Raw genomic sequence first — 25916 nt, 5'->3', positions numbered from 1 at the left:
ATAAGTTGCCGCGGTTGATGATCCGATCATTGATCTGCGATCGGGCTGCGCTTGACGGCCTGGTCGAGAGCCCAGCGGTAATCGGGCTTGCCCGAAGGGCTGCGTTCCACCTGGTCGACAACGATGAATGCCTTCGGGAGCTTGTAGCGTGCTAGCTGACGCGCGCAGGTCGCCAGCACCGAACGGGTGTCACCGGATACGTCGGGCAGCCACGCCAGGATGGCAACGACCTCCGATCCCCATTGCGCGCTAGGGCGACCGCACACCACCGCATCCGCAACGTCGGGGTGCATCTTCACCGCAGCTTCTACCTCCTCGGCGAAGATCTTCTCGCCCCCGCTGTTGATCGTCGTCGAGTCGCGGCCGAGCAGCTCGACCGTGTCGTTAGTCAGCAGCCGGGCGCGATCACCGGGCAGACTCACACGTTCTCCGTCGACGATGGGGAAGGCGTCGCGGGTCTTGTGTTCATCGCCGAGGTATCCGAGCGGCACACGTCCGCGAGATGCCAACCACCCAATTCCAGGGTGCCCAGCGGACAGGAAGCGCGAGCGGTCTTCGGAAACCACGACCGTCGCGCTTTCCCGCCGAAATGTCCGCTTGTCGGCGCCAACTGCGTCGGCTGCCGCTGCTCGACCTTGCACACCGGTTTCCGATGCGCCGATGGCCTCGAGAATCGAAAGTCCGGGCACCAACGTCAACAGCCGCTTCTTGTATTCGGGCTGCAGCGGTGCCCCACCGCTGATCAGCAAGCGCAGCGAGGCGAGATCTCGCGGCCGCCGATCGAGTTCTTCGATGAGTTTGCGCGCGAACGGATCCCCGACGATCGAGAGTCTGCTCACCGACTCGCTAAGGAGCGCGTCGCAGACCTGGGCGGCATCAAAGACACGCGTATCGGCGGGAAACACGACGGTGTCGGCTTCGCAGAGCGCCCGCAGCACGCCCCACTGAGCTGCTCCGTGGATCAGGGGGGCACAGGTGAGGAACTTGGCCGGGACAGTTCGCCGCCGGGATGCGATGAACTCCTGCAACGACTCCCACTCGCGAGCCTCGCTGCCGTTGACCAGTCCTAGCGCGGTTACCGCCGCGTCGGCCTGTCTCCACAGGACGCCCTTCGGTGATCCGGTGGTTCCGCCCGTGTAGAGCAGATACAAATCGTCCGGATCGGGCCTTGCGTCGACACTCGGCTCGACGGAGGCGAGCGCATCCTCGTAGTCGAGCGCCCCAGGCAACAGGGCGTGGCCAGAACCATCGTCCACTTGCAACATGAGCAGATCGCGTTGAGCGACCGTGGCAAGCGCCTCGGCCAGCACCGGTGCAAATGCGCCATGAAACTGGATCGCGCGGGGTTGCGCATCGGCGAGCAGGTAACGCAGCTCTTCTGCCCCATACCGATAGTTGACATTGAAGGGTGCGGCTCGGGCGAGGTAGCTGCCGATCAAACCTTCGAGATACTCCGGTCCGTTGTGCAGATACTGGGCCATCCGGTCCTGTCCGGCCTGATGACCGGCCAGGACGCTGCGCTCTGAAAAACAGCCCATACCGTGGTCGGCCAGCAGGCGGCCGAGTCGACGGGACCGGTCCACAAAATCCCGGTAGCTCAGCCGCCCCTGGCCGTGTTGCACCACGGCCAGACGGTCCGGGAAGGCGTCTGCAACTGCCTCGAGCAGCGTGCCGAAGTTGAACTCGGTGCCCATCAGTTGATTCCTTCCCGCGGATTCCAGGGCGCCGGGCGCTCATGCGTTTCAGTGGGATGTCCGTCCGCGGCGCCGACGCGTCACCGAGTCAGGCCGAGCACACCCAGCGATCGCACCGTCCCTCCGAGAGGTCCAGCGACGCACCCGAGGTGTCTACGGCGGGCAGGTAATGCACGTTGGGCTCAGCGCTCTCAGTCGGCGATCCGAGATAGTTGCCGACCCGCAGGCCGGATGCTTCCAGCGCAGCGCCGATGTCTGCGCTGTTGGCCAGCAGAGCGACGGAGCGCACGCCAAGTTCGTCGAGCACCTGTGCGCCGGTGCTGCAATATCGGGCTCCAGCCGCGGACTCGGCGTCGATTTCACTTGTCCCGCAGAGCTGCAACTTGTTCCTCGGACCGACGTCACCAACGTCGCGGTTGCGCACGTAGAGCACGATTCCGCGCCCGGCTGCACCGATGTCGGCCAATGAGGCCTCCAGCTGCGACCGGCAGTCGCAGCGCATCGAACCGAATACGTCCCCAGCCAGGCACTCGGCATGCAACCGCACGGGGACGTCGTCACACCCCCGGACCTCGCCGCGGACAAGGGCAATGCATTCCAGTCCGTCCAGCACGTTTTCGTAGCCGTACGCCATGAACTCCCCGTGTGCAGTGGGAAGCCGGGTCACGGCCGCTTTTTGGACCTGCTTCTCGAACCTGCGCCGATACGCGATTACCTCGGCAACTGTGACCAGGGCCAAGCTGTGGTGCTGCGCGAACTCCCGCACCTCGTCCTCGGTCGCCATCTCGCCGATCTCGCGTTGTGAGACCAGCTCACACAGCGCGCCGGCTGGCTGCAGGCCGGCCAGGCGAACCAGGTCCACCGCGGCCTCGCCGCGACCGGGATTGGTCAGTACACCGCCGGCGCTAACCCTCGACGGCAACACGTGGCCTGGCCGCACCAAATCCGCGGAGTGGGTGGTGTTGTTGCCGAGCAATCGGATGGTGTGCGCGCGATCTGTTGCCGAAATTCCGGTCCGCACTCCGTCTTTGGCGTCCACGCTGACGGTGAACCCGTTCCCGGACGGATCGGTGTGAGACGGGTGCATCGGCGGCAGATCCAGCCTGTCGCAGGCGTGTTCGGTAAGAGCGACCGCGACGTAGCCCGAGGTGTGGCGCACCATGAATGACACGAGCTGTGGCGTCGCGTGTTGCGCGGCGAAGACCAGGTCGCCGAAGCCGTCGTGCGCGAGCAGGACTATCGCCTTGCCGCCATGGAGATCTGCGATGGCGCGTGCGACGGGTGAATAGCGATCCGATGCTGCTGCCATCGGCCAAGCGTAGCAATTATCAGAGTTACAGGCAAATGATAGTAACCAGCACAATGCAAATCTTTCGAAGCCGCGGCAGTTGAGGGAGGACTGTCGGCCGCATTGGCCAACCACGATTTCGCAACCGACGGGGGTGGTGGCATTAAATGAGTGTCCACTCAGATGTAAGCTGCTCGACATGGCGAAACAACCCAGAGCCCGCGCCGCGTCCAGTTCGGCACGACCACGCCGGCGCCTGCCTAACGACGAACGCCGTGAACGCATTCTCGAGGCTGCGCGCAAAGCGTTCGGCCAGGCCTCGCGACCGAGTCAGCTTTCGACAATTCGGGAGATCGCGGCGGCCGGCAAGATGAGTGAAGGCACCATCTACAACTACTTCACCAGCAAGGAAGAGCTGTTCTTTGCCGCCATAGTGGAGCCGGTGCTTGCGTCGATGCGCGAGGCGAACATGGATCAGATGATCGAGTCTGATCCCGCCGGAGAGGGCGGTCGCACTACCGCGGAACACTTCATCGCCTCGGTGACCGAAACGTGGAGTGGGTCGCTGCCGATATTGAGCCTTCTGCTCGGCGACCGGAAACTGGCGTCACGGTTCTACGAGGAGGCCTTCGCATCGTCGCTCGACCAACTCAGTGCGAGCATCGACGATCACCGCGGTGGCCGGTCAATGGGTTTTGGCGGATGGATGGCAGCGCGGGTGATCGTCGGTGGGTGCCTGATGTTGGCGCTCGAACTCGAACTAGGTAAGGGCAAGCTGGACAAGGACGAGCTGGCTCGCGAGATGTCCAGCATGCTCTACCAGGGCCTGTCCGGGTTCTTCGATCCCGTTGGGGCGAGCCCAAACGGCGAGGCGCAGGCCGCATCGCCAGGCTCCTCCGCCGATGGAGCCGGGTGAGGCTCAGCCGGGATCGTCGCACCGGTCCCACGAGGCAATAGCGAAATTATGATGCTTACTATCAATTGATTGTAAATCGGATTTAGTAGTAGACTGCACGCTATGACTCGCATCGACGTGCAGCACACTGAGCCCAGAGCCGACGATCTACTCATCGACGTCAAGGACGGCATCGCCTGGTTACGGCTGAACCGCCCCGAAGTGCTGAATGCGCTGAGCGCCGGCCACTTCCGTCAGCTGACCGACGCGATGCATGAGGTCGGGTGGCGCAAGGATGTCGGGGTCGTGGTGTTGACCGGCGCCGGGAGCGTTTTCTGCGCTGGTGGTGACGTGCGGACCATCGACAAGGACACGCTCGTAGAGATCGGCAACTTCGCCTTACAGGCGCTGCTGAGTATCGTCCGGTGCCCCAAGCCCGTCGTCGCGATGGTCAATGGCGACGCCATAGGTGGCGGCAACGAACTCGTGATTGCAAGCGATTTCGCTATCGCAGCCCGCTCGGCGCGCCTCGGGCAGGGCGGGACCAAGCTGGGTTGGGCGCCGGTCCTGGGAGGCACCAACTTCCTTGCCATGAGCATCGGCGACAAGCGAGCCAAGGCCATCACGTACCTGTCCCGTATCGTCTCGGCCACCACCGCCGAAGAGTGGGGCTGGGTGAACGAGACGGTCGACGACGACGAGCTCGAAGCGGCGACGTTGCGCTGGTGCGACGAGATCCTGGCCCGTGCTCCCGAAGGCTTGCATTTGGCCAAAGTCACCGCCAACCATTGGTGGGACGTTTGCTACCCGTCCATCTCGAACGGCCTCTCGATGATCCACATGGGCGTCAGCGAAGACGCGATTGTGGAAGGTACAAGCGCCTTTCTCGAACGGCGGCGTCCGGATTGGAGCAAATGGCGTGGCGCTGGATCTGGACTGCGGTGACTCCGCAGGGCGCGTCCGAGTCGGAATCTTTGCGGGAGCATCTGGCCGAGTTCATGCGAACCATGAGGCCGCCAAAGGGACACTCCACCGTCGAATTTCTGCGTACCGCGGACAAACTGATAAACGCCGAGTTGCCGACGGTGGGCAAGCATCACGCCGAAGTGGCAATCGGCACGATCGGCGAATGGCAACTGAAAGCTGACATCCTGATTCCGCAAGGTTCCGGGCCCCACCCGACCCTGCTGTTTCTGCACGGAGGCTCGTGGTCCATGGGGAGTCCGAAGACGCACCGCAGGCTCACCAGGGATCTCGCCGCCGCCGGGATGCTCACCATCAGCCTCGACTACCGACGCGCCCCCCAGTACCGGTTCCCCGACCCGGTTGACGATGCGTTGACCGCGCTTCAGTGGACCTACAACGGGGTCGCCGCCTATGGCGGAGATCCCGGCCGGATCGCTATCGGTGGCGACTCCGCGGGGGCGAACATCGCTGCGGGGGCACTTACCGTGACGGATCGGCCCGCCGTCGGCGCAGCCCTTTTCCTGTACGGCGTCTTCGACTATCACGCCACCATTGAATCGCTGGCCCGGCCGGGCCGGGCCGCCGCCGAACAACAGCTGTATGTCACGCCGTCGGACTATGAGCGACGGCGAAGCGACCCGCGGCTTAGCCCCATCCTGGCTCCCGAGTGTTTCCCTCCTACCTACCTCACCGCGGGTGCGGACGATCCGACCGTTGCCGAAAGCCTTCGTATGGCCGTCGCCTTGGGCGAGGCCGGCGTGCCCCATGAACTGGTGATCGTCGAGGACATGCCGCACGGGTTTCTGCAGCTGCCTCACCTGGCCGGCCACGACGAACGGATCAGCGCCGCCGCTTCATTTGTGGCGAACACCCTGGCCGACATCACCCCGAAGCGCACAGAGGACGACGCAACGTGACAAGCAAGATTCTTCCCTATCTATTGGAGCGCGCCGCCGAGGACAGACCCGACGACATCGTTTTCCGCAGTGTGGAGCAGGGTGATCTCACCTACTCCGGGTTGCACGCCGCGCATCTGCGCTGGGCCGCAGCCCTGGATGGGCTTGGTGTGCGCCGAGGTGACACCGTCGCCTCGCTGATGCCGATCGGGTTTGAGGCCTACCACTGCTGGATGGGTGCCGCGTGGCTGAGCGCGATCGAGGTGCCGATCAACACCGCGTGGCGCAACACGTGGCTTCACCACGGGCTCGCCCTCAGTGGGGCGCGCGTGCTGGTTTGCGCGCAGCGCTACCTCCCACAGATCGCTCAGGTTGCGCAGGGACTGACCGCGCTCGAAACGATCGTTGTCTACGACGCCGACGATCCGTCGGAACTCGACGTCGGGCTGCCGACCCGGATCATCTCCGGGCCTGCGTTCTTCGCCGCCGCCAGCGCTACGCCCCGGCTGAGTCGGCCCGCCGACGACGACCTGATGGCGATCATCTTCACCTCGGGAACCACCGGGCAGAGCAAAGGCGTGATGTGCCCGTGGGCGCAGTGGAGTCACGCAGACGGAAAGCCCGGGGTATTCCGATTCGTTGTCGAGCTCGGTTGCCCATTCATTTATTACGCACCGTTCGTTCCCTACCACCTGACGGGCAAGGGAGCACTAATCGCGGCGGCCCAGCTCAACGGCCAAGTGGTGATGCGAGAGAAGTTCCGCACGGACGTCTTTTGGGACGACATCCGCAACTACGGATGCACGTCAACGCTGATAGTCGGCGCGATGGGGAATTTTCTGATGAAGCAGCCGCCCTCGGCGGATGACGGGATAAATCCACTCAGAGGAGTGTTGATGGCCCCCATCCTCCCCGACGTCGACACCTTCAAGAAACGGTTCAACGTCGAGGTTTGCACGATTTATGGCATGACTGAGATCGGCCACGCCTTCATGTCGGATGGATTTGCCGTCGACCGAACCAACTGGGCGTCATGCGGGCACGTCAACGAAGGATTCGAAGTTCGTCTGGTCGACGCGACGGGCCGTGACGTGGCGGTCGGCGAAACAGGTGAGCTGCTGGTACGGGTCAAGCCGCCGCGCCGGCTCAACCGCGGCTATTGGCGCATGTCGGAGGCGACAGCGCAGGTCTGGCGGGATGGCTGGTTCGTCACCGGTGACGCGTTCCGCCGTGACGAAGTCGGCAACTACTACTTTGTGGACCGGATCAAGGATGCGATCCGGCGTCGCGGAGAGAACATTTCTTCGTTCGAGATCGAAGAAGCCGTCAACGAGCATCCGGACGTCCTCGAATCCGCCGCGGTCGCCGCGGCCGGGGAGTTTCTCGAAGACGAGGTCAAGGTTTTCATCGTGCCTTGTCCAGGCAAGAGCTTGGAACCGACGGACCTCATCACGTTCCTGATACCTCGGCTGGCGCGCTACGCCATCCCGCGTTTCATCGAGATCGTTGACGCGCTGCCCAAGACGCCGACCCAGCGAATACGAAAAGCCGAACTACGCAAACTCGGAAACTCCGATCGCACCTGGGATCGCGAGCTCGCCGGCGTCGAACTTCCCAAATGATCAACATCGCAGACGCTTTCGAGCGCGTTGTCGACCGCATTCCGGACCGCGAGGCGGTGGTCTGCGGAGAACGGCGCCTGTCATACCGGGCGCTCGACGACCGGGCGACTCAGCTGGCGCACTGGCTAGCAGAACATGGCGTTGGGCACGGTGACGATGTGGCAATTTACTGCCGTAACGGGCCCGAATATTTGGAAGCGATGCTCGCCGCGTTCAAGATTCGCGCGGTTCCGATCAATGTGAATTACCGGTACCAAAAGGCAGAACTTACCTATCTCTTCCGGGACAGTGATCCGAAGTCCGTCATTGCTGCCGCGGAGTTTGCGGCGGATGCGCGCACGGCCGCCCCGCGGGCCGCGGTGCTCACCGTGGGAATCGAGTACGAGGCTGCACTGGCGCGCCAATCTAGTGCCCGAGATTTCGCTCCGCGCTCACCCGATGACGAATACATCCTTTACACGGGCGGTACCACCGGATATCCGAAAGGCGTGATCTGGCGCCACGAGGACATCTTTTTCGCCGCCCTGGGCGGACCTCGCCTCGCCGATGTCACCGATGCCGAGGAGGTGGGTCGCCGAGCGGAGCGCGGAGGTCAGGCACGCTTCCTGTTGCTGTCCCCGCTCATGCACGGTGCAGCACATTGGGGTGCGTTCAACGCGCTTTTCGGCGGTCACACGATCGTCCTGGACGATCAGCAAGGATTCGATGCCGAACGGGCCCTGCGCCTTTCGGCGAGCGAGGGAATAACGGCGATCGGACTGGTGGGCGACGCATTCGCTCGACCACTGGGGGAGGCGCTGGTAACTTTCACCGGCGATTTACCGAAGCTGCAGACCGTCCTGAGCGGCGGGGCATTGTTATCGGAGACCGTGAAGGAACAGCTGGTTCGTCGATTGCCGGGCCTCACGATCCTGGATGGCTACGGGTCGTCGGAGACCGGAGCACAGGGCCATGCGATCGGTGATGCCTCCGGCGGGCGCCCGCGATTTGTGATCGGGTCGGACACGCTGGTGATCGATGACTACCAGCGTGCCGTTGCTCCGGGCAGTGGCCGGGTCGGCAAATTGGCCCGTCGAGGACACGTTCCCCTCGGTTACCGTGGTGACCCGGATCGCACGGCACGCACATTTCCGGTAATCGACGGTGTTCGCTGGGCCATCACCGGCGACGACGCGGTCGTCGAGCTCGATGGAAGCATTGCGCTACTGGGTCGGGGATCCTCCTGTATCAACACCGGTGGTGAGAAGGTGTACCCGGACGAGATCGAGGCTGCGTTGAAGAAGCACCCCGATGTCGCAGATGCCATCGTTGTCGGCATACCGCATCCGCGCTGGGGCCAGCAAGTGGCGGCCGTGCTGGAGGCGCGTCCGGATACCGCGGTCGCGGCCGACGACATCCGCGCTCACGTTCGTGCCCACCTCGCCGACTACAAGGTGCCGCGGACAATCGTGTTCGTTCCCTCGGTATCCAGGTCGCCGGCCGGAAAGGCCGACCTGCTCTGGGCCAGGCGAGTGGTGGAGACGGCTACGCAGTGAGCCCGGTTCAGCCCCCGGCGGCGTCGTCGCGCGCGCTTTCTCCGTCAGAATCACCGAGTAGGCCGAGGAGTTCGGCAAACGCGGCGCGCAACAGCTCAACTAGTCGTTCGCGTCGCTGTTTACGCCATCGCACCACCGCCACGCTGTAGGCGCCCATCACGGTGGACGCCAGGATCTCGTGCCGGAGTTCTGGTTTGCTGAGGCGGTCGATCCGCGCCAGTTCCTCGGCCACGGCACGCTCCCAGAGCAGCTGGCTGTGGGCCGCTCGCGCCTGGACGGACTCACTGACCGAGAGAAGGCGCGCGCGCCGGCGCGACAGGTCGTCCTGCATCCCGTCGAACCGCTGTGCAAACTCGAGGAATCCGTCCATCACGCCGTTGAGGCTCGGTCGGCGCCCGAAACTCTCGGAGACACAACCGATCAGTATCTGCAGCAGGGCGGCGTCGGCGCCGAGGAGAACCTCTTCCTTGGTCGCGTAGTAGCGGAAAAAGGTGGACGGCGATATCTCCGCCCGTTCGGCGATCTCGTCGATGGAAGTCTCGTCGAACCCGCGCTGTTCGAAAAGCTCGACGGCGCACCGCACGATATTTTCCCGAAGCTTGACCTTCTTGCGCTCTCGCAAGCCAAGTTTCGCGCCACCGTCATCCACGCGGCTCATCGTATCATTTGTGTAGTGACTCTTATGTGGTGCTGACTGCAGGATGACAGCTCGCCGCCGGCAGGTTTCAGATGCTGACCGGGATACGCATAGGCGAGCGCACGAAGATGCCGCGGACGTCGACCGCACCCGGCGGCACCGCGAGGCGCAGTTCAGGTAGCTCTGTGACGCACGCCGAGACCACGGCGCGAAGCTCGGACTTGGCAAGGTTGACACCGAGGCAGTGGTGTACTCCCGCGTTGAACGCGAGATTGCGCTTTGGACCGCGATGAATGTCGAACACGTCAGGATCGGGAAACCGCGCGGGGTCGCGATTGGCAATCGACGTCCACAGGGTCAGTGAAGACAACTTCGGAATGGGGACCCCGGCCACGACGGTGCCTTCCATGCAGCGCCGGGGTACCAGCATTGCGCTCGGCGACCACCTCGTGGCTTCGTCGATCGCCGCGTCGATCAGCGAGTGGTCGTGCACCACCGCCGCGTACTGATCGGGATGCGAGAGCAGCGCCAGCCCGGTCAGGCCAATCTGGCGCGAGGTCGTGTCGACACCGGCCGGCAAGAAGATCGTCGCGTATCGGACAACCTCCTCGTCGGTGAATTTGCCTTGCTCCTCGGCCTGAGCCATCCAGGTCAGCAGGTCCTCTCGGGGCTGCCGACGGCGTTGCGCGAGTTGCTCTCGCCACATCTCGGCCAGTTCAGCCGCGGCATGCATGGCGCGCTCGGCATCGGCGGCGGTTTGATGCAGAGCCGAGCTGATCTCGACGAAATGGGCGAACCGATCGTGCGGCAGTCCGAGCAGCGAGGTCATGGTCTTGTACGCCATCGGGAGCCCGATGTCCTTGCCGAAGCAGACCGGCTGTCCTTGCTGCAGGCGGTCTTTGGCTCGGCGGACCAAATACAGCGCGATGGGGTCGATGACGGTCTCACGGATGCGTTCGATCGCACGCCGGCCAAAAGCCTGGTTGAGCAGACGGCGATGCTTGTCGTGGGCATCCCCATCTAGAAACGTGACGATCTCGCCCAGCGATTCGACGGAGGGCCCGCCCGCTCCGTCGCCGCTGTGGAACACCGCGGGATTCTGCACTATCTCGCGGAGTGCATCCCATCCCAGCACGATGAACTGAGGATGGTTCTCGTCCTGCATCCAACCGTTCGGGATCCGCACACCGTGATAGGTGCCATCGGCGCCGAACCGCAGCACCGGCCCGTGCTCTCGGCGAAGCGTGGTCAGGATCGAGTATGGATCGCTGTCGAGTTCGTCCAGGCCGGCCAGCAGTGCGTGGTCACTGGGGCCGATCAGTGATTGCGGCAGTGCGGTGATGATCTCGTCGAATCCCTCATCGAGCCCGGTTGCCAACATGTCCACCCCATCCCGTCGTCATCCGGCAGTCCGAGTGTGGTGAGCACCGGCTACCGCCCCACCTTCTTCAGCATACAAACATGACTGTCAATGTCAATTGCATACAACTATGAAATGATGTTAACTGGCGCGATGACATTCATCGATATGACCGGTGAGATCGCCCTCGTCACCGGAGGTGGCTCGGGCATTGGAAAGGCCGCCGCGCTGACGTATGCGGAGCTGGGCGCGACCGTGGTGATCGCCGATCTCAGCGCCTCCGGGGCCCAGGCAACGGCGGACGGGATACGTGCAGCCGGCAAGGTTGCGGTACCGCGAGAGGTCGACATCACCGACTTCGACGCCGTCCGACATCTCGCCGCAGATATCGAGGAATCGGTTGGACCAGTCTCGATCCTCGCGAACGTCGCAGGGTGGTCGACGAACCAGCCGTTCATGGAAAACCCACCTGAGCTGTGGCACCGCCTAGTGGCGATCAATTACCTTGGCACGGTTCAGGTTTGCCACGCGTTTCTAGGCCCGATGATCGAGCGGCGCCGCGGCAGGGTGGTCAACGTCGGCAGCGACGCGGGGCGGGTTGGCAGCCTCGGCGACTCCGTCTACGCGGGCGCAAAAGGCGCCGTCCTCGCGTTCACGAAGTCCCTGGCTCGCGAGATGGCCCGTTTCGACATCACCGTGAACTGTGTGTGCCCGGGCCCAACCGATACGCCCCTGTACTACTCCGGTCAGCCAGAGCGCATGCAAGAACGACTCGCTAGCGCGAACCTGTTCCGACGGCTCGGCACCGCCCAGGAGGTCGCTGACGCGATCGTCTACCTGGCCTCGAGTCGCGCCTCGTTCATCACCGGCCAAGTACTTAGCGCAAGTGGTGGGCTGACCATGGTGTAGCGCCCGAAAGAATGTGATAGTGTCTCCTACTTAGTAGTGAGTCCTATTATGGAATCGTCAAGGAGGTAAGCATGCGGTTCGGGGTCGTCTTCGAACTATCGGTTCCCCGGCCCTGGACTGTCGGGGCTGAGAAGGCCGTTTACGAAAACTGCTTGGAACAAGCTCGGTTGGCCGATGAACTAGGGTTCGAGATCGCCTGGGCGGTCGAGCACCACTTCCTCGAGGAGTACTCGCACTGCTCGTCGCCAGAGGTTCTGCTCTCAGCGATCGCCGCACAGACGACGCGCTTGAGGCTCGGCCACGGCATCGTGGTGTGCGTACCAGAAATCAACCACCCCATCCGAATCGCAGAACGGATCGCGGTCCTCGACGTCATCAGCGGCGGCCGCGTCGACGTAGGAACCGGTCGGTCGGCCAGCTGGATGGAGCTGGGCGCATTTGGCGCAAATCCGGAACGTACGAAGAAATCGTGGGACGAATACCTGCGGGCTTTTCCGCAGATGTGGACCCAGGAGCGGTTTTCCTGGGATGGGCAGACATTCTCGTGCCCCCCGCGATGTGTCCTGCCCAAACCCATTCAACAACCGCATCCGCCGCTGTGGGTGGCGGTCACCTCACCGGGTACTGAGCTGGAAGCCGCCTCCCGCGGCTGCGGGAGTCTCGGTTTGACTTTCGGTGGTTTCGCGGAGCAGGAGAAGCGAATCAAGAACTACCGCGCCCGCATCCAGCAATGCGATCCAGTGGGCAAGATGGTGGTCAACCAGGTCAATACGACGAACTTTTTGTATTGCCATGAAGACCGCAAGACTGGGATGAAAACGGGCCGCAAGATCGCTGGAATGTTCAACTACCTGGCCGCCCAGATCGTAATGGCGCGCGATGCCTTTCCAAGTCAGTCTTATCCGACCGGGGGTCTATTGTCGGCCCTTCGTGAGGCGGCTAAGCACGCCAAACCCAGTGAACCCGGGCTCCCAGCGATGCCCGAGGGGATGGCCCTCGGTGATCCCGAGCGGATCATTGCAGAGCTCAAGCGTTGGGAGTCGGTGGGCGTCGACCGGGTGAACTTCCTACTCAACATGTACGAGATCCTTCCCCAGGAAGACGTGCTGGCCAGCATGCGATTGTTCGCCTCCGAAGTAATGCCCGAATTCGACCGTCGTGAGCGCTCCTCCGCGCAGGCCGTGGAAGCGGCGGTGGTCTGATGCCCAGAAGCGGTTCCATGAGTGAGGCCACGTTATCCGCACGGGCCACCCGCTTACCCAGCTTTGCGGCCGAACCGGTGCTGCTCGAGGGTGCCACGATCTACAGCGTCATGTTCGAAGTGGACCCTGCTGCGGTCGACGACCTGCTGCCACCCGCGCTGCACCCCTCCCTCCCGCCGACTGCGACGATCATGGCCTATCAGTGCCCGAAAAGTCCTTGGGGTGCTTTCCAACTCGTTCAGCTTCGGCTTGGCTGCCGTGCAGCACACCGTCTTCGGTCATTCGTCGTCTCGGCGGTGGTTGACAACGCCGATGCGGCAGAAGCATTAGAGCGCGGCTGGGGCTATCCGTGCCGCCCAGGGACGGTGAATCTGCGCCGGCGTTTCGACGAGATCGCCTTGATAGTCACCGAATCAGAGCAAGTCACGTTGGACGTCAGACTGCTCGACCCGGTTCCCGTCGGACCGGGTGACGTGATCTTCGATCCCAATCTTCATACGGTTGACAGCCCGCGCGGTCTTCGCCTACTGCAAGTGGAGCCGGTGATCGTCCCGGAAAAGGCCGAACGCGGCGAGCCGCGGATGCGCGCATTCGACGCGGCTGCTTGGGGCGAGCGCGGCGTACTTCCGATCTTTCGGGTTTCCGGATCGCTCGTCGCGGCAGATATCACCCTGCCGAAGCTTGTCTACGCGCTCTACTGGGACACGTCTCCGATCCGGGGTGTCGACAAGATCGACGAATAACGGCCCCTGTGTTAGGCGGAACCGGGCCGGCCCGCCTAACACAGGCCTGAGCGCGAAAGCCCAAGCTGCGCTGCATCTTCGGCCATCGTGGACCGGCGCACAGTCGAACCCGCAATTCATTTCCGACCCAGGAGACCCGATGGACATTACCGCCTCATCAGCGATCGTAACCGGCGGTGCCTCCGGTCTAGGCGCCGCAACCGCACGTGGCCTCGCGGCCCGGGGTGCCCACGTCGTGATCCTGGATCGCCAGGAGGACATCGGCCGCGATGTCGCCGCGGAGATCGGCGGAAGTTTCGCCCTCGCGGACGTCAGCGATGAAGAGCAGGTGCAGGGCGCGGTCGATGCCGCGACAGCCGCCGCGCCGCTGCGGGTGCTGGTGAATTGCGCGGGCCTTGGGCCGGCCCGCCGGATCGTCGACCGTGACGGAACGCCAATCCCGCTGAACAAGTTCGAGTTCGTCATCCGCGTCAACCTGATTGGCAGTTACAACTGCGCCCGGCTGGCGGCCGCCGCGATGACGCGAACCGAACCCCAGGCCGACGGTGAACGCGGTGTCATCCTGCACACCGCCTCGGTTGCAGCCTTCGACGGGCAGATCGGACAGACTCCCTACTCCGCCGCCAAGGCAGGCATATGCGGCATGACCCTGCCAATGGCCCGCGATCTGGCCGCGCATGGCATCCGGGTCAACACCATCGCCCCTGGGCTCATCGATACCCCGATCTACGGCACCGGCGAACATGCCACCGCATTCAAGGCGAAACTCGGTGCGAGCGTCGTGTTTCCGCAACGGCTCGGGTACGCGGACGAATTCGCCTCACTCGCCGTGGAAGTGGTGACAAACAGCTACATGAACGGAGAGGTGATTCGGCTCGACGGCGCCGTCCGTCTGCCACCCCGGTAGCGTTCCGCGGCGTCTTTATTTGGCAACGAGCGTCCGGGAAGGTTTAGATGCAGCTGGGTACCACCGTCAGTTACGCGGGCAATGTACGCGAGACGATAGAGCGGGTAAGGACTTTCGAGAAGGCCGGGCTCGACGTGGCCTGGGTGGCCGAGGCCTATGGCTATGACGCCGTGACGATGATGGGTTACCTAGCCGCCCGCACAGAGCGGGTACAGATCGGGTCTGGGATTCTGCCTCTGTACTCCCGCTCGCCTGCGCTGCTCGCGCAGACTGCGGCCGGGCTGGACCATCTCTCTGACGGCCGTGCGCTGCTTGGCCTGGGCGCATCTGGGCCGCAGGTCGTCGAGGGCTGGCACGGTGCGGTCTACGACCGGCCTTTGGAACGCACCCGGGAGATCATAGAGATCTGCCGACGGGTGTGGCGGCGTGAGGTACTGCGCAACGAGGGTATTTACCCGATTCCGCTGCCGTCGGGTCAGGGCACCGGGTTGGGTAAGCCGCTCAAGATCATCAACTGCCCGATTCGTCCATCGATCCCGATTTTCGTTGCGGCACTGGGGGCCAAGAACGTTCAACTCGCCGCGGAAGTTGCCGACGGGTGGCTCCCGACGATGTTCGTCCCGGAGTATGTCGACCAGATCTGGGGCGAAGCACTACGACGCGGATTGGCCGCCCGCGCCGAAGAGCTGAGCCCCTTACGGATCGCCGCGGGCGGCCCGCTGGCAATCGGGGAGGACGTCACCGACCTGCGAAACAGGTTGCGGGCGGAGCTTGCTCTCTACATCGGTGGGATGGGCGCCCGAAAACGCAACTTCTACTTCAACATTGCCGCCAAACTCGGTCATGAGGGTGCGGCTGCACGCATCCAGGACCTCTACCTCGCGGGCCTCAAGGATGAAGCCGCGGCGGCGGTGCCGGCCGAACTCCTGGAAGGTATGTCACTGATCGGGCCGAGGGGATACGTCAAGGAGCGGTTAGCTGCGTATCGACAGGCCGGTGTGACGATCCTGAATGTGCATCCGATCGGACCGGACCCGGTCGGCGACCTGGAGCGGCTACGCAGCTGGCTCTAGTCCAGCACCGCGTAGACATTTTTGACGCGAAGCATCTCTGCGATTCCGGCCCAGCCGCCCTCTTTGCCCCACCCGCTGCCTTTGCGACCGCCGAAGGGAACTGATGGTGGCATGCCGGGGCCCGGATATCCGTTGATTCCGACGAAGTCGGCGGCCAACCCCGCGGCGACGCGGTGCCCACGGCGAAGATCGTCGGTCCACACATATCCGGCCAGCCCGAAAGCTGAATCATTCGCGATGCTGGTGGCCTCGTCTTCGTCCCGGAATTTCAGCACGGAAAGCACCGGACCGAACACTTCCTGCGTTGCGATCGGCGCCGCCGGATCCACCGCGAGGGCGGTCGGCGCGATGTAGCAGCCGTCACTGAGTTCGCCCCCGAGGCGCGCGCCGCCGGTCAGCACTTCTGCGCCATCGGCAATGGCGTCCTCGATCATCGCGAGGATGCGCCGGGTGTGCACGTCGTTGACTATCGGCCCCATTTGGCTGTGCGGACTGGCGGGGTCGCCGACGTTGATGTTGTTCAGGACCGTGATGATCGTGTCAATCGCGTCGTCATAGATGTCCTGGTGCAGCAGCAGCCGGGTCGGGAGGCTGCAAGCCTGGCCACTGTAGGCCACTGCTCCGTAATAGGCGGCGTTGGACACCACACTGCGGACGTCGGTATCGGGGAAGACAATGTTGGCCGACTTCCCACCCAATTCCAGTAATACGGGGGTCAGATTGTCCACCGTGGCCCGCAACACTCCTCGCCCGGTTACCGCCCCGCCGGTGAAGGCGATCTTGTCGACACCCGGATGACGCACCAAAGCATCACCCGCTGCAGCCGCTCCCGGGATCACGTTGACGACGCCGGGCGGCAGCCCGGCCTCCAGCGCAAGTTCGCCGAACCGGACAGAAGTGAACGGGGTCAATTCGGGCGGTTTGACGACGATGCAGTTCCCGGCGGCCAGCGCGGGTGCACCGGCTATGCCGACGGCCCACAACGGGGCATTCCAGGGAACGACGACGGCGACGACCCCGTAAGGCTCCAGCCGGGTGTAGTCGAGCACGTTTGCCGGGTAAACCGGATGGGTCTCTCCGATCAGCTTTTCGCACCAGCCCGCGTAGTAGGCAAACGACTCTGCGGGCACGCTCGCCGCAATCTTCGGAGTGAATGCGCGCAGCGTTCCGTTCTCGAGTGTTGCGATGTCGGCAAGCTCGTCGGCGTGATCCAGCAGAAGCGCACTGAGCTTGTGCAGTAGTTCCCGTCGGATGTTTGCTGGTGTGCGGCGCCAGCCGTCGGAAGAGGCACGTGCCGCAGCGACCGCGGCATCGACTTCGGCCGGACCCGCCAGCCCGACTTCCTGCTGAACCCGGCCGGAGTGGGCGTTTACGTGTGCGTGGACCCCCCCGGAATCAGTGCTGACCCATTCGTCTCCGATGAGGCACAACGCCTGTGGAAGTACACCCGCACTTATCGCCATTGGGCCACCTCATCATAGTTGCCAACGCTAGTTGCGCCAAACTCTATTGCGTGAACGCTCATTCGTCAAAGCGGGCTTCGGCCGTGGTCGCCCGGGTATCGAGACTCGCTGCCCGGGTGCCCCGTCCAGTTGCGGCGAGCCGGGATACGTTACGCGGCGCCGACGGCGGGGTCTGCGAATCGCTACGGCGATACGCCGGGGTTGCCGTACGGCCGAGATAGCTGGAAGCAGGCTGCAACCAGACCGTGGTGGCTTCGAGATATGGAGCAAGTGTCACCGTCCGATCGCCATAATAAATATGCGTTCACTCATTAACGTATTGCGGACGGCGCCTTTCGCTGTCATCATCGATCCCGTGACGGAGGTGACCGAGGTGACGGCGGTGACTAGACGGATCGCGGCGGATGGGTATCCGGATGTGACTTGGGTGCCGCATCTCACCTTCCTAGACACCGCGAAACCAGCATGAGCGCCATCACCGACGCTGTCGTCATCGATGCGGTGCGCAGTCCGATGGGCACTAGCGCGACCGGCGGCCCGCTGCGCCTCGTCCATCCCACCGACCTGCTGGCTCAAGTCCTGTCGGGCTTGGTCAACCGAGTCGGCATCGACCCCACTGAAATAGAGGCCGTCATCACCGCCTGCTCCGCGCGGGAGGCAAAACACTCGCCCGCCATTGGGCGTCGCGTCTGGCACGGCGCGGTGACCTCGCAACCCCTTCCGGCGACGGCGATCGAAGTCGCGGGTTCATCGGAACTGGCTACCCGCATTGCCGTGCAAGGTCTGTTGGCGGGGACCTATCAGGTCGTGATTGCGGCGGGCATCCAGAGCATGTGCAGTGCTGGCGCACGTCCGCGCTGGCAGGGCAGCGATCCCCGCACAGCAAAGCAATTCTCCTGCAATGCGCGCGAGGCCAATTCGGCAGCAATCGCTGCCGAGGCGATGGCGCAAAGATGCGGTATTGCCCGCGAGGAACTGGACGCATTCGCGTTGCGCTCTTTCGACCGGGCCGCGGCCGTGAACCGGGCAGGTGAATTCAACCGCGAAGTCACTCCAGTCCGGTTGCGCGGGGAGGGTAATACCGAGTGCGGGATTTCCGACGAGATCGCAACGGGCGAATACCTCGTACGGGACCATCGCTCGGGTGAACATCGGTCATTCGATGCCCGAGGCGGGTCGGATCTCCAGGTGAACCAAGCGCACGCGGCGCCACCAGCCGACTGTGTCGCCGCGGTGCTGATCATGTCGGAGCAGCGCGCCCGGGAGTTGTGTCTCACTCCGCGCGCGCGGTTCCGTTCCTTCGCCCTCGTCACCGCCGCTCCCGAATTCGCTTGCGCGGGAACCACAAAGGCGAGTCTCGTAGCCATGGACCGAGCCGGTGTAATGGCCGCCCAGCTAGACCACGTCGAAGTGAATGAGGCGTTGGCCGTCGTTCCTTTGGCATGGCAGGCCGCTGTCGGAGTGCACCCGGAGTTCCTCAACCCGCGTGGCGGCGCGATCGCGCTCGGCGACGCGGGTCCGGCGGCGGGCGTTCGACAGCTGACCACGATGCTGACTGCGCTGGAAGACACTGGCGGCCGGTTCGGCCTTTCGGTGAACTGGAAGCTGGGCGGTGCCGCCGCCGCCGTGATCATCGAGCGTCCCTAGGACCGGCCCGATGCAGTGGCGCAAACAATCCTCCGGCCGACCCTGCAAAGCACGAGGGGCAGCGTGAACTCGGTGACGAACAGCAGTGCCCACTCTGAAGGCGACGAAGAGCCGCAGCACCGGCGAGCCAACACGGTCAGGCGGCGGCTCAAGGCGCCGGAACGCCGACGTGTGATCTTGGTGGCTGCTCGCCGCGCGTTCTCTAGGACAGGTGACCCGAATACCACCACGATCAGCGCGATCGCGAGAGCGGCGAAGGTCAGCGAGAGCGTGATCTACCAGCATTTCGTGAGTAAGGACGAACTGTTCTTCGAAGCGATTGTCGAGCCGCTGCGGACCGCGGTCGCCACGATCCTCGACGAAGCTGGTCAATTTAACCCGATACTGGCCAATGACAGCGACATTCCTGAACTCACCCAACGGTTCTGGACCACCACGATCACGGCGATGCAAGAGGTCTTTCCGCTAATGGGGCTGGTCCTCTTCGGTGAGACCAAGCGTGCCCGCGCGTTCTATCAGGGCCCCTTCACCGAAGCGGTCGACGAGTTGGCCGCCGCCTGGCAGCGGATCTATGACGAGCACGCGATTGACTACACAGCGCGTGAGGTCGTCCTGGCTTGCCTGGGCATATCGATTGCGGTCTCTCTGGACAAGCGATATCGGGCCGAAAGCGATTTGGCGACAACCATTGTCGCGCTCGCGAACATCACGCAACGCGGATTCTGGCCCCGGCTGCCAACGGCTGTGGAGTGAGCTGGCATGGATTCTGACCCTGGGACCGCGCTGGGGTCCGTCTCGCATCTCCGCACCCCTCGTCGCGCGCGCTCTTCGTTAAGGCCCTTAACGTCAGGGTGACGGCTCATCCACCCCGCGGGACAGGCTGTTCTGCCGGCTTGGGTGCAATCCGAATCGAGCGCCGACGAAACCGCTGCGCTAAAGAATGAGCGTTCACGCAGAAAGCCGTTGACGAGTGAGCGTTCACGCAATAAAGTCTGCGAGCAAGTGTGGTGCCTACTAGCATGGAGGCTAGACAGCGATGGATGTTCCACCGGTCCGCCCAGGAGCGATTCCCGCTGTGCAGCAGCACAACACGGATACCGTGCCCGGCGCGCAACCACAGCGCCGGGGGACGACGTCGCCGCGTTGCGACGGTGGCCGATGACAACCACTCGCGTCGGTGAATACCGACCGCAGCAGCTTGGGAAGTCAAGCTCCGGTCAGCAGAACAAACCGATCACCGACACCTATTCGGCACGCGCGCGGCGGGGGGGATTGCACGTCGCCACGATTCCCAGCCGAAGTGCAGCCACTACAGGTCGCGGCATGCAGCTCTTCGCATCTGTGCTGCGCTATGTCGTGACCGACGCCATCTCCTTGCGGCTCCCGATCGGCGAGGTCGTGGTTCAGGCATGGACGTTGCTCAAGGTCACAGCGACGCCCGGCCTGCTGATGGCAATTCCATTCGGTGCCATGGCAACCGTTGTGACATCGGGGCTTGTCAATCAGCTGGGGGCAAGCTCCCTGCTCGGAGCCGCGGCGGGAGTAGGCGTCGTTCGGCAGGGTGCGCCGATCACCGCCGGACTGCTGATGGGCGGCGCAGCCGCGTCCGCCATATCTTCGGATTTCGGTGCACGGGCAATTCGCGAGGAGCTCGACGCAATGCGGGTTCTCGGCGTCGACCCGGTACGCCGGTTGGTAGTACCGCGATTTCTGGCGCTGCTGTTGATATCCCCGATTCTCTGCATCCTCATCGTGGTGGCCGGGACCGCGGCGGCCTTCATCATGGCCGTCGGAGCCTCCGATGTGGCGCCAGGAAGCTTCTGGATGTCTTTCGGAACATTTGCCAAGGTTGCCGACGTCTGGTTCGCCATCGGCAAGACCGTTGTCTTCGGCGCGATCGTGGCAATCGTTTCGTCACTGCGCGGCATGGAGGCGAAAGGCGGTCCGCGGGGTGTGGCGGACGCAGTGAATTCCGCGGTCGTCATCAACGTCGTCTGCATCGTCTTCGCGAATCTCGCTATCACGCAACTCCAGACGATGTTTGTACCGATGGAAGTGGCCTGATGACCGCCGCAACTACTGCCGCTCCCAGTCCCTACTTCGCCAAGGCTGTCGCAATCAGCAGGCCGGTCAGCACGATTCTTCAGACGGTTGGTCAGTGGACGGTGTTCATCGCGCAAACCCTATGGCTACTACCGCTGACCCTCAAGAAGTACCGGCGACAGACGTTGCAGCAAATGAACAGCCTGGCCTGGGGCCGCGGTTCGATCATCGTCGACGGCGGCGTAGTAAGCGTCTTGCTGCTCCTCGGTATTGCAGTGGGTGCGTCGCTGGCGGTCGAGTCGTTCGCCGTCCTGAACATCATCGGTTTCGGATCCCTGGCCGGAATTGTCGCTGGAATTGGCAGCGTTCGTGAAATCGCGCCGCTGGTCGGTGGTATCGCCTTCGCGGCTCAAGCGGGATGCAGAATGACGGCAGAGATCGGAGCCATGCGCATCTCCGAAGAAATCGACGCCGTAGAGGCGATGGCGCTCAGACCCATACCTTTTGTGGTTGGAACCCGTCTTGTCGGGGCCATGTCGTGCGTTATTCCGGGTTATGCAATAACGCTGGTAACAAATTTCGCGATAATGGACACCGTAATTCGGGTGTTCCACAGCCAGCCCGGCGGAACATACAACCACTATTTTGTCGAGTTCTTGACACCAAGGGACCTCGCATACTCCGTTATCAAAGTCGCCATCTACTGCGCAGCGGTAACGCTTGTCCATTGCTACTACGGCTACTTCGCCGAGGGCGGACCGGTTGGCGTTGGCCGCGCGTCGGGACGTGCCGTGCGGACCAGTCTGGTCACGATCATGGTCCTAGATTTCACATTGACCGTGACGCTGTGGGGCGTACAACCGGTATTCGTGTTCAAGGGCTAGGGGCGCGAAATGTTATTCCAAGCTTCCGAAGAGAAAGAGAAGCGAACACTAATCACTGTCGGCGTGGCAGTGACCTCATTTCTCGTTGTGCTGGGTGTCCTGTTCTGGGTCGGCACGCCTTTCGGCGGCCGGCCCGGCAATCGAATCTCGGTGGTAATCGACACCCCATATGTCGGACAGGGCGTCGCGAAGGGTACCGCGGTGGTCCTGCACGGGGTCAAGGTCGGCGAAGTCACGGCAATCTCCGGCCTACCACGCGGCGGCGTTCGACTCGAGACCGATCTGCACAAAGCGCCCGTGACCGGACTAACCGACACAATGGGTATTGACTTTCAGCCGATCAATTATTTCGGTGTAACCGGCATCAATTTGATCGCACGCGAGGGCGGCAAACCGCTCCGAAGCGGTGTCCGGATCGCCGTAAAGCCCGAGGGCAACTTCACTCTGCAGGCATTGCTCTCGCGGCTCGGCAGGTTATCCACCGGCGCTTTGACCACGCGATTGATCCAGGTGATCGACCGAACCGCCCAGTACACCGACGCGTTGGCTCCGATAACCGAGACGATGTTAATCGCTGCCAACGCAGTCGCGGACACACAAACGGTACGGACGGCACAGCTACTAGCCAACGCGACCGGACTGAGTACCGCGTTTCCGCCCCTGCTAAATGCATTGACGGACTTTGCCGCCTCATCAATCAGCGGGACCAATTACGCGAACTATGGAACCTGGAACGTGGATGACGAAACCTTCAAACGTATGTTTGATGCATATCTGAAAGAGGCTTCGGTCGGCTTGTTCGGCGCCATGGGCAGATTGGAGAGCACGCACGTCGGTGATCTATTGCCGATGATTGATTCGATCACGTTGCTCACGGATGTGGTGCCGCCGTTGATCAGGCCGCAGGGCATCTCGCAGATGCTCGTCGAGCTGCGTTCCCGGCTTGAAAAGATGTACGGTGGGACGCCCGAACAGCGTGCTCTGCAGGTTCGGATAGTGCTCGATAGCCTGCCCGGTGTTGCCGCACCGCTTGCGGCCGCAGGGGGGGCGGGATGAAGCCTCCGGCCGCTTCGTGGCGCCTCGCGCTGAGCGCGGTGGTAGCGATCGTCTTGTTCGTTCTGGTGGCGAATACCATTACGCAACCCACTGCGACGGATGTGCGTTCGTACACGGCAGATTTCACTGACGCCTCCGGATTGCATTTGGACGCCGACATTCGCGTGCGCGGTGTTCGGGTCGGGAAGGTGCAGTCGGTCGAACTGCAACGCCGGGGCGGTCAAAGCATCGCCGCGGTCCGCTTTACGCTCGAGAAGCGTTACGGCGTGGTGTCAGGCACTCGGCTCGCGATCAAATACCAGGCGCTTACCGGCTTGCGATACGTGGATATCCAGAATCCCACCGAAAATTACACGCCGGCGGCACTGGTGAACCATGTGTCCACCGCGATGACAGAACCGTCCTTTGACATCACCGCGTTGTTCAACGGCCTGCAACCGGTGCTCGCGACACTGAATCCGGACGAGCTGAACACCTTCACCGCGAATGCGGCCACTTACCTCTCCGGTGACGGCGGTGGCCTGGCACCGATGCTGACGAGCATTCGCAAGCTGACGAGGTTCGTCTCCGACCGCGAGCGAACCATCTCGACCTTGATGCGGAATCTCTCGGACGTGGCCGCCACGATGAAAACGCATTCGAAAGACTTGATTCAGCTTGTGGACTGGGTCAACCGCCCTATGAACGGCGCCCTGGACGTGCTCGATGAATTCAGAAAGTCCCAGGTCTACGGTGGTGAATTCACCGATGCAGTGCTGCGGATTCTGACGAATATCGGCTTTCCCCGCGGGGCCAACAGCGGTGCCCAATTCGTTTATGGGACACCGAATCACGATGCGACCGACATTGATGCGGGTTTGGATCGCGCGTTCACCGTGCTCGATGACTTCACGGACGCGTTCAAATTAGTTCCGGTCATGTGGGAGAACATTCCGCCACCGTCGCGGGCGGGTGAGCCGCAGCCGTGTTCTCAAGGGCGGGCCCAGCTGCCGGAGCAAATGGACATACTTCTCAATGGACGAAGAGTGGTCTTATGCAACCGATGAAGATATTGCGAAACTCGACTCTTTGGGGTGCCGGCGCGCTTGTCCTTCTTGGCGTTGTTTCGCTCGTGACCGCGATGGTTTATCTGGACCCGCCCGGCCAGAAAGACATCACCTTCTACACCACGGATGCGGCCACTATCCGGCGGGGTGACCAGGTCCGGATAGCCGGGATCAACGTTGGCAAGGTCACGGACCTCGCACTGGAACCGAACCAGGTGCGGGTTCGAGCGCACGTCGACAGCAGTGCATTTGTCGGTGACCAGTCGCAGATACAGGTCCGCATGCTCACCGTCGTCGGTGGCTATTACGTGAATCTTGTGTCGCTGGGGGATAAGCCGCTTGGAACTAAGCCTATTCCCGTAGAACGCGTGACGATGCCCTACAACCTGATGCGAACTTTGGCGGACTCGAAACAGGTCATCGACGCCGTCAATCCAAAACCCATCAACGAATCGCTCAACCAGATTCAGAACGGGCTGACTGGGACGAATGAGGGAATGCTCACGGCGGTAATCGACGCGGGAAACAGTCTGATGTCCACTATTGAGCATCAACGGGGACAGGTGACAGCAATCCTGGATATGTCCGATGAGTACATCCGATCATTGCGGGATTTCGGAGACGAGCTAAGAGACATGGTCCGAAAGATGTCGATTATCGAGCAAACAACGACTCTTTATAGTGAGGGGTTTGCAAGCGCATTGCAGGGCATGGGTGATCTCATCGACTCTCTCGCGCCAGTTGGACGCTTCTACCAAAATCATCGCGGCGAGTTTTTGGCCAAGGTACGCGACTGGTTGGGAAAAGCCAGGATGTGGTCCGACCGCAACGGGGTGATTATCAGGGCGCTCCGTCTGGGGCGGAACAAGATCGAACGGATCCTGGACGCGCAGCAGGCGCCAGCGGAACTGCTGGCCACTGATCTTTGCATGCCGATACCAGGAAGTCCGTGCTGATGCCTTCGTTGAGTTCACGACGCTTCCGTCGGGCAGTCGGCGTCGCGCTCGCGGCACTGGGGGTGGCCGCCTTGGACGGGTCCTGCGCGCGGAGCACCCCGGCGATCCATGCCGACTACTGCGCGATGATGCCCGATAGCGTCGGACTCTACGTCGGCAATCCCGTCACGCAGATGGGCTATCAAATCGGCAAAGTCACTAACATCGCTGCCGGTTCCACCGAAGTACGCGTGAATTTCACGGTGACAGAACGACGTTCATTGCCCCATGACGTCAAGGCAATTATCAGATCCACCTCGATCCTGGCGGATCGGTCACTGGAACTGGTGGGAAACCCAGCCCCGGGCCCGCGGCTGGGGGCCGGTGAGTGTATTCCATTAGCCCGATCGTCGACCCCGAAGAGTCTGTCCGAGGTGATTGGCTCGGCCGCCAACTTCATCAACACCGTGAACCCCAACGGTTCGACGAATGTCGGTGACACCCTTCACGCGCTCGATCAGGCGCTGCACAGCAATGGGACCGGCATCAACGAGTTGATGACCAAGGTGTCGGCGGTGCTGGACAGCCCCGATCAAGCCATAGGCGATATCGGATCCGTCATCAACAATCTTGCCGAACTGACTTCGCTGCTCGTCGAGATCAGGGGCCCGCTGAAAGAGGTCATGCTGAATGCGGAACAGAACACCGGCGACGTCGCCAAGGCCGTTGAAGGCGGAAGCCGGGTGCTCGGTGGTCTGATCCCCCTGGTTGATGCGGCGGGCGACATCGAGAGCAACCTCGGTGAGGAGCTTCAGTTCACACTCGACGCGACCTCAATGGCGGTGCGGAAGGTCAGTGCACATGCTCCGCGGCTGGCGAATTTGCTGAATCCGGTTCCGTGGTGGATCAACACGATCGCCAATCACTACAACAATCGCGAATTCCACATCACCTATCGGCCACCGATGTATCGCATCCGGACGCCTAATGGACTTGCCGTTTGCGGAATCATGAACGCCTCCATGCCCGGGAGTTGTGCGGATGTGGCAGGCCAGCCGTATGCGGTTGACGTCGCGCTGCTGCAGTACGTTTTCGCTGAGGCGAGCCGATGAACC

The 25916-nt window shown here is 62.8% G+C and carries 23 protein-coding genes; 18 read left to right on the top strand and 5 right to left on the bottom strand.

The window, feature by feature from the left end; all coding sequences use genetic code 11:
• Nucleotides 1-26: 26 nt before the first annotated feature.
• Nucleotides 27-1694, bottom strand: a complete 1668-nt coding sequence (locus H0P51_RS27835; RefSeq protein WP_180915974.1) for an AMP-binding protein — start codon at nt 1692-1694, stop codon at nt 27-29.
• An 88-nt stretch (nt 1695-1782) separates the two neighbouring features.
• Entirely contained in the window at nt 1783-3003 is a 1221-nt protein-coding gene (locus tag H0P51_RS27830; protein WP_180915973.1) for a 3,4-dihydroxy-2-butanone-4-phosphate synthase, read from the bottom strand.
• A 178-nt stretch (nt 3004-3181) separates the two neighbouring features.
• Here H0P51_RS27830 and H0P51_RS27825 point away from each other — a divergent pair, with 178 nt between their 5' ends.
• The 5 genes from H0P51_RS27825 to H0P51_RS27805 all read left to right on the top strand — a co-directional run bounded on the left by H0P51_RS27825 (nt 3182) and on the right by H0P51_RS27805 (nt 8896).
• Nucleotides 3182-3898, top strand: coding sequence for a TetR/AcrR family transcriptional regulator (locus H0P51_RS27825; RefSeq protein WP_180915972.1), 717 nt, complete (start codon nt 3182-3184; stop codon nt 3896-3898).
• 102 nt (nt 3899-4000) lie between these two features.
• On the top strand, nt 4001-4822 hold the full coding sequence (locus H0P51_RS27820; RefSeq protein ID WP_180915971.1) for an enoyl-CoA hydratase/isomerase family protein: 822 nt from the start codon (nt 4001-4003) through the stop codon (nt 4820-4822).
• Nucleotides 4792-5760 (top strand): alpha/beta hydrolase, encoded by a 969-nt coding sequence (locus tag H0P51_RS27815; protein WP_180915970.1) that lies wholly within the window; start codon nt 4792-4794, stop codon nt 5758-5760. The genes H0P51_RS27820 and H0P51_RS27815 overlap by 31 nt, the downstream gene beginning before the upstream one ends.
• A complete protein-coding gene (locus H0P51_RS27810) occupies nt 5757-7361 on the top strand; it encodes an AMP-binding protein (RefSeq protein WP_180915969.1) in 1605 nt (534 codons plus the stop codon). The genes H0P51_RS27815 and H0P51_RS27810 overlap by 4 nt, the downstream gene beginning before the upstream one ends.
• Nucleotides 7358-8896: an acyl-CoA synthetase gene (locus H0P51_RS27805; RefSeq protein WP_180915968.1), complete on the top strand. Its 1539-nt coding sequence runs from the start codon at nt 7358-7360 to the stop codon at nt 8894-8896. Before H0P51_RS27810 ends, H0P51_RS27805 begins: the two co-directional genes overlap by 4 nt.
• Before the next feature lie 7 nt (nt 8897-8903).
• Here the strand turns inward: H0P51_RS27805 and H0P51_RS27800 are convergent, their stop codons facing one another.
• Nucleotides 8904-9554: a TetR family transcriptional regulator gene (locus H0P51_RS27800; RefSeq protein ID WP_180915967.1), complete on the bottom strand. Its 651-nt coding sequence runs from the start codon at nt 9552-9554 to the stop codon at nt 8904-8906.
• A gap of 67 nt (nt 9555-9621) precedes the next feature.
• Complete coding sequence (locus H0P51_RS27795) at nt 9622-10914, bottom strand: cytochrome P450 (RefSeq protein WP_180915966.1); 1293 nt, start codon at nt 10912-10914, stop codon at nt 9622-9624.
• A 147-nt stretch (nt 10915-11061) separates the two neighbouring features.
• Here H0P51_RS27795 and H0P51_RS27790 point away from each other — a divergent pair, with 147 nt between their 5' ends.
• The 5 genes from H0P51_RS27790 (at nt 11062) to H0P51_RS27770 (ending at nt 15727) form a co-directional block, all read left to right on the top strand.
• The gene (locus H0P51_RS27790; RefSeq protein ID WP_180919278.1) at nt 11062-11802 is read left to right on the top strand and encodes an SDR family NAD(P)-dependent oxidoreductase; all 741 of its coding nucleotides are present in this window, start codon (nt 11062-11064) and stop codon (nt 11800-11802) included.
• A gap of 71 nt (nt 11803-11873) precedes the next feature.
• Entirely contained in the window at nt 11874-13004 is a 1131-nt protein-coding gene (locus H0P51_RS27785; protein WP_180915965.1) for an LLM class flavin-dependent oxidoreductase, read from the top strand.
• 17 nt (nt 13005-13021) lie between these two features.
• The gene (locus H0P51_RS27780) at nt 13022-13747 is read left to right on the top strand and encodes an acetoacetate decarboxylase family protein (RefSeq protein WP_180915964.1); all 726 of its coding nucleotides are present in this window, start codon (nt 13022-13024) and stop codon (nt 13745-13747) included.
• Between the two features lie 139 nt (nt 13748-13886).
• Nucleotides 13887-14654: an SDR family NAD(P)-dependent oxidoreductase gene (locus H0P51_RS27775; RefSeq protein ID WP_180915963.1), complete on the top strand. Its 768-nt coding sequence runs from the start codon at nt 13887-13889 to the stop codon at nt 14652-14654.
• Between the two features lie 47 nt (nt 14655-14701).
• Nucleotides 14702-15727 carry an LLM class F420-dependent oxidoreductase gene (locus H0P51_RS27770; protein WP_180915962.1) on the top strand — a complete coding sequence of 342 codons (1026 nt, stop codon included), beginning with the start codon at nt 14702-14704 and terminating at the stop codon, nt 15725-15727.
• On the opposite strand, the gene H0P51_RS27765 is transcribed toward H0P51_RS27770, so the two are convergent.
• Nucleotides 15724-17190, bottom strand: a complete 1467-nt coding sequence (locus H0P51_RS27765; protein WP_180915961.1) for an aldehyde dehydrogenase family protein — start codon at nt 17188-17190, stop codon at nt 15724-15726. The genes H0P51_RS27770 and H0P51_RS27765 overlap by 4 nt on opposite strands.
• Nucleotides 17191-17655: 465 nt before the next feature.
• Here H0P51_RS27765 and H0P51_RS27760 point away from each other — a divergent pair, with 465 nt between their 5' ends.
• The 8 genes from H0P51_RS27760 (at nt 17656) to H0P51_RS27725 (ending at nt 25913) form a co-directional block, all read left to right on the top strand.
• Nucleotides 17656-18837: a thiolase family protein gene (locus tag H0P51_RS27760; protein WP_180915960.1), complete on the top strand. Its 1182-nt coding sequence runs from the start codon at nt 17656-17658 to the stop codon at nt 18835-18837.
• A gap of 72 nt (nt 18838-18909) precedes the next feature.
• A complete protein-coding gene (locus H0P51_RS27755) occupies nt 18910-19590 on the top strand; it encodes a helix-turn-helix domain-containing protein (protein ID WP_180915959.1) in 681 nt (226 codons plus the stop codon).
• 405 nt (nt 19591-19995) lie between these two features.
• Nucleotides 19996-20901, top strand: a complete 906-nt coding sequence (locus tag H0P51_RS27750) for an ABC transporter permease (RefSeq protein ID WP_180915958.1) — start codon at nt 19996-19998, stop codon at nt 20899-20901.
• Nucleotides 20901-21764: an MlaE family ABC transporter permease gene (locus H0P51_RS27745; protein ID WP_180915957.1), complete on the top strand. Its 864-nt coding sequence runs from the start codon at nt 20901-20903 to the stop codon at nt 21762-21764. The genes H0P51_RS27750 and H0P51_RS27745 overlap by 1 nt, the downstream gene beginning before the upstream one ends.
• Nucleotides 21765-21965: 201 nt before the next feature.
• Nucleotides 21966-22820 (top strand): MlaD family protein, encoded by an 855-nt coding sequence (locus H0P51_RS27740; protein ID WP_246398265.1) that lies wholly within the window; start codon nt 21966-21968, stop codon nt 22818-22820.
• Nucleotides 22817-23866 (top strand): MlaD family protein, encoded by a 1050-nt coding sequence (locus H0P51_RS27735; protein WP_180915955.1) that lies wholly within the window; start codon nt 22817-22819, stop codon nt 23864-23866. The genes H0P51_RS27740 and H0P51_RS27735 overlap by 4 nt, the downstream gene beginning before the upstream one ends.
• Nucleotides 23863-24822 (top strand): MlaD family protein, encoded by a 960-nt coding sequence (locus H0P51_RS27730; protein WP_180919277.1) that lies wholly within the window; start codon nt 23863-23865, stop codon nt 24820-24822. Before H0P51_RS27735 ends, H0P51_RS27730 begins: the two co-directional genes overlap by 4 nt.
• Complete coding sequence (locus tag H0P51_RS27725; RefSeq protein ID WP_180915954.1) at nt 24822-25913, top strand: MlaD family protein; 1092 nt, start codon at nt 24822-24824, stop codon at nt 25911-25913. Before H0P51_RS27730 ends, H0P51_RS27725 begins: the two co-directional genes overlap by 1 nt.
• Nucleotides 25914-25916 lie beyond the last annotated feature (3 nt).

This window comes from Mycobacterium vicinigordonae, from assembly GCF_013466425.1.
Classification (GTDB): domain Bacteria; phylum Actinomycetota; class Actinomycetes; order Mycobacteriales; family Mycobacteriaceae; genus Mycobacterium; species Mycobacterium vicinigordonae.
The sequence above is the reverse complement of the archived record's forward strand: the minus strand, read 5'-3'. Positions and strand labels throughout refer to the sequence as shown.

Bases quoted from the DNA above. Each gene is read 5' to 3' on its own strand.
- H0P51_RS27830 (WP_180915973.1), bottom strand. From the start codon at position 3,003: ATGGCAGCAGCATCGGATCGCTATTCACCCGTCGCACGCGCCATCGCA.
- H0P51_RS27820 (WP_180915971.1), top strand. From the start codon at position 4,001: ATGACTCGCATCGACGTGCAGCACACTGAGCCCAGAGCCGACGATCTA.
- H0P51_RS27805 (WP_180915968.1), top strand. From the start codon at position 7,358: ATGATCAACATCGCAGACGCTTTCGAGCGCGTTGTCGACCGCATTCCG.
- H0P51_RS27765 (WP_180915961.1), bottom strand. From the start codon at position 17,190: ATGGCGATAAGTGCGGGTGTACTTCCACAGGCGTTGTGCCTCATCGGA.
- H0P51_RS27800 (WP_180915967.1), bottom strand. From the start codon at position 9,554: ATGAGCCGCGTGGATGACGGTGGCGCGAAACTTGGCTTGCGAGAGCGC.
- H0P51_RS27835 (WP_180915974.1), bottom strand. From the start codon at position 1,694: ATGGGCACCGAGTTCAACTTCGGCACGCTGCTCGAGGCAGTTGCAGAC.
- H0P51_RS27730 (WP_180919277.1), top strand. From the start codon at position 23,863: ATGAAGATATTGCGAAACTCGACTCTTTGGGGTGCCGGCGCGCTTGTC.
- H0P51_RS27745 (WP_180915957.1), top strand. From the start codon at position 20,901: ATGACCGCCGCAACTACTGCCGCTCCCAGTCCCTACTTCGCCAAGGCT.
- H0P51_RS27795 (WP_180915966.1), bottom strand. From the start codon at position 10,914: ATGTTGGCAACCGGGCTCGATGAGGGATTCGACGAGATCATCACCGCA.
- H0P51_RS27770 (WP_180915962.1), top strand. From the start codon at position 14,702: ATGCAGCTGGGTACCACCGTCAGTTACGCGGGCAATGTACGCGAGACG.
- H0P51_RS27815 (WP_180915970.1), top strand. From the start codon at position 4,792: ATGGCGTGGCGCTGGATCTGGACTGCGGTGACTCCGCAGGGCGCGTCC.
- H0P51_RS27825 (WP_180915972.1), top strand. From the start codon at position 3,182: ATGGCGAAACAACCCAGAGCCCGCGCCGCGTCCAGTTCGGCACGACCA.
- H0P51_RS27785 (WP_180915965.1), top strand. From the start codon at position 11,874: ATGCGGTTCGGGGTCGTCTTCGAACTATCGGTTCCCCGGCCCTGGACT.
- H0P51_RS27775 (WP_180915963.1), top strand. From the start codon at position 13,887: ATGGACATTACCGCCTCATCAGCGATCGTAACCGGCGGTGCCTCCGGT.
- H0P51_RS27790 (WP_180919278.1), top strand. From the start codon at position 11,062: ATGACCGGTGAGATCGCCCTCGTCACCGGAGGTGGCTCGGGCATTGGA.
- H0P51_RS27760 (WP_180915960.1), top strand. From the start codon at position 17,656: ATGAGCGCCATCACCGACGCTGTCGTCATCGATGCGGTGCGCAGTCCG.
- H0P51_RS27735 (WP_180915955.1), top strand. From the start codon at position 22,817: ATGAAGCCTCCGGCCGCTTCGTGGCGCCTCGCGCTGAGCGCGGTGGTA.
- H0P51_RS27750 (WP_180915958.1), top strand. From the start codon at position 19,996: ATGACAACCACTCGCGTCGGTGAATACCGACCGCAGCAGCTTGGGAAG.
- H0P51_RS27780 (WP_180915964.1), top strand. From the start codon at position 13,022: ATGAGTGAGGCCACGTTATCCGCACGGGCCACCCGCTTACCCAGCTTT.
- H0P51_RS27725 (WP_180915954.1), top strand. From the start codon at position 24,822: ATGCCTTCGTTGAGTTCACGACGCTTCCGTCGGGCAGTCGGCGTCGCG.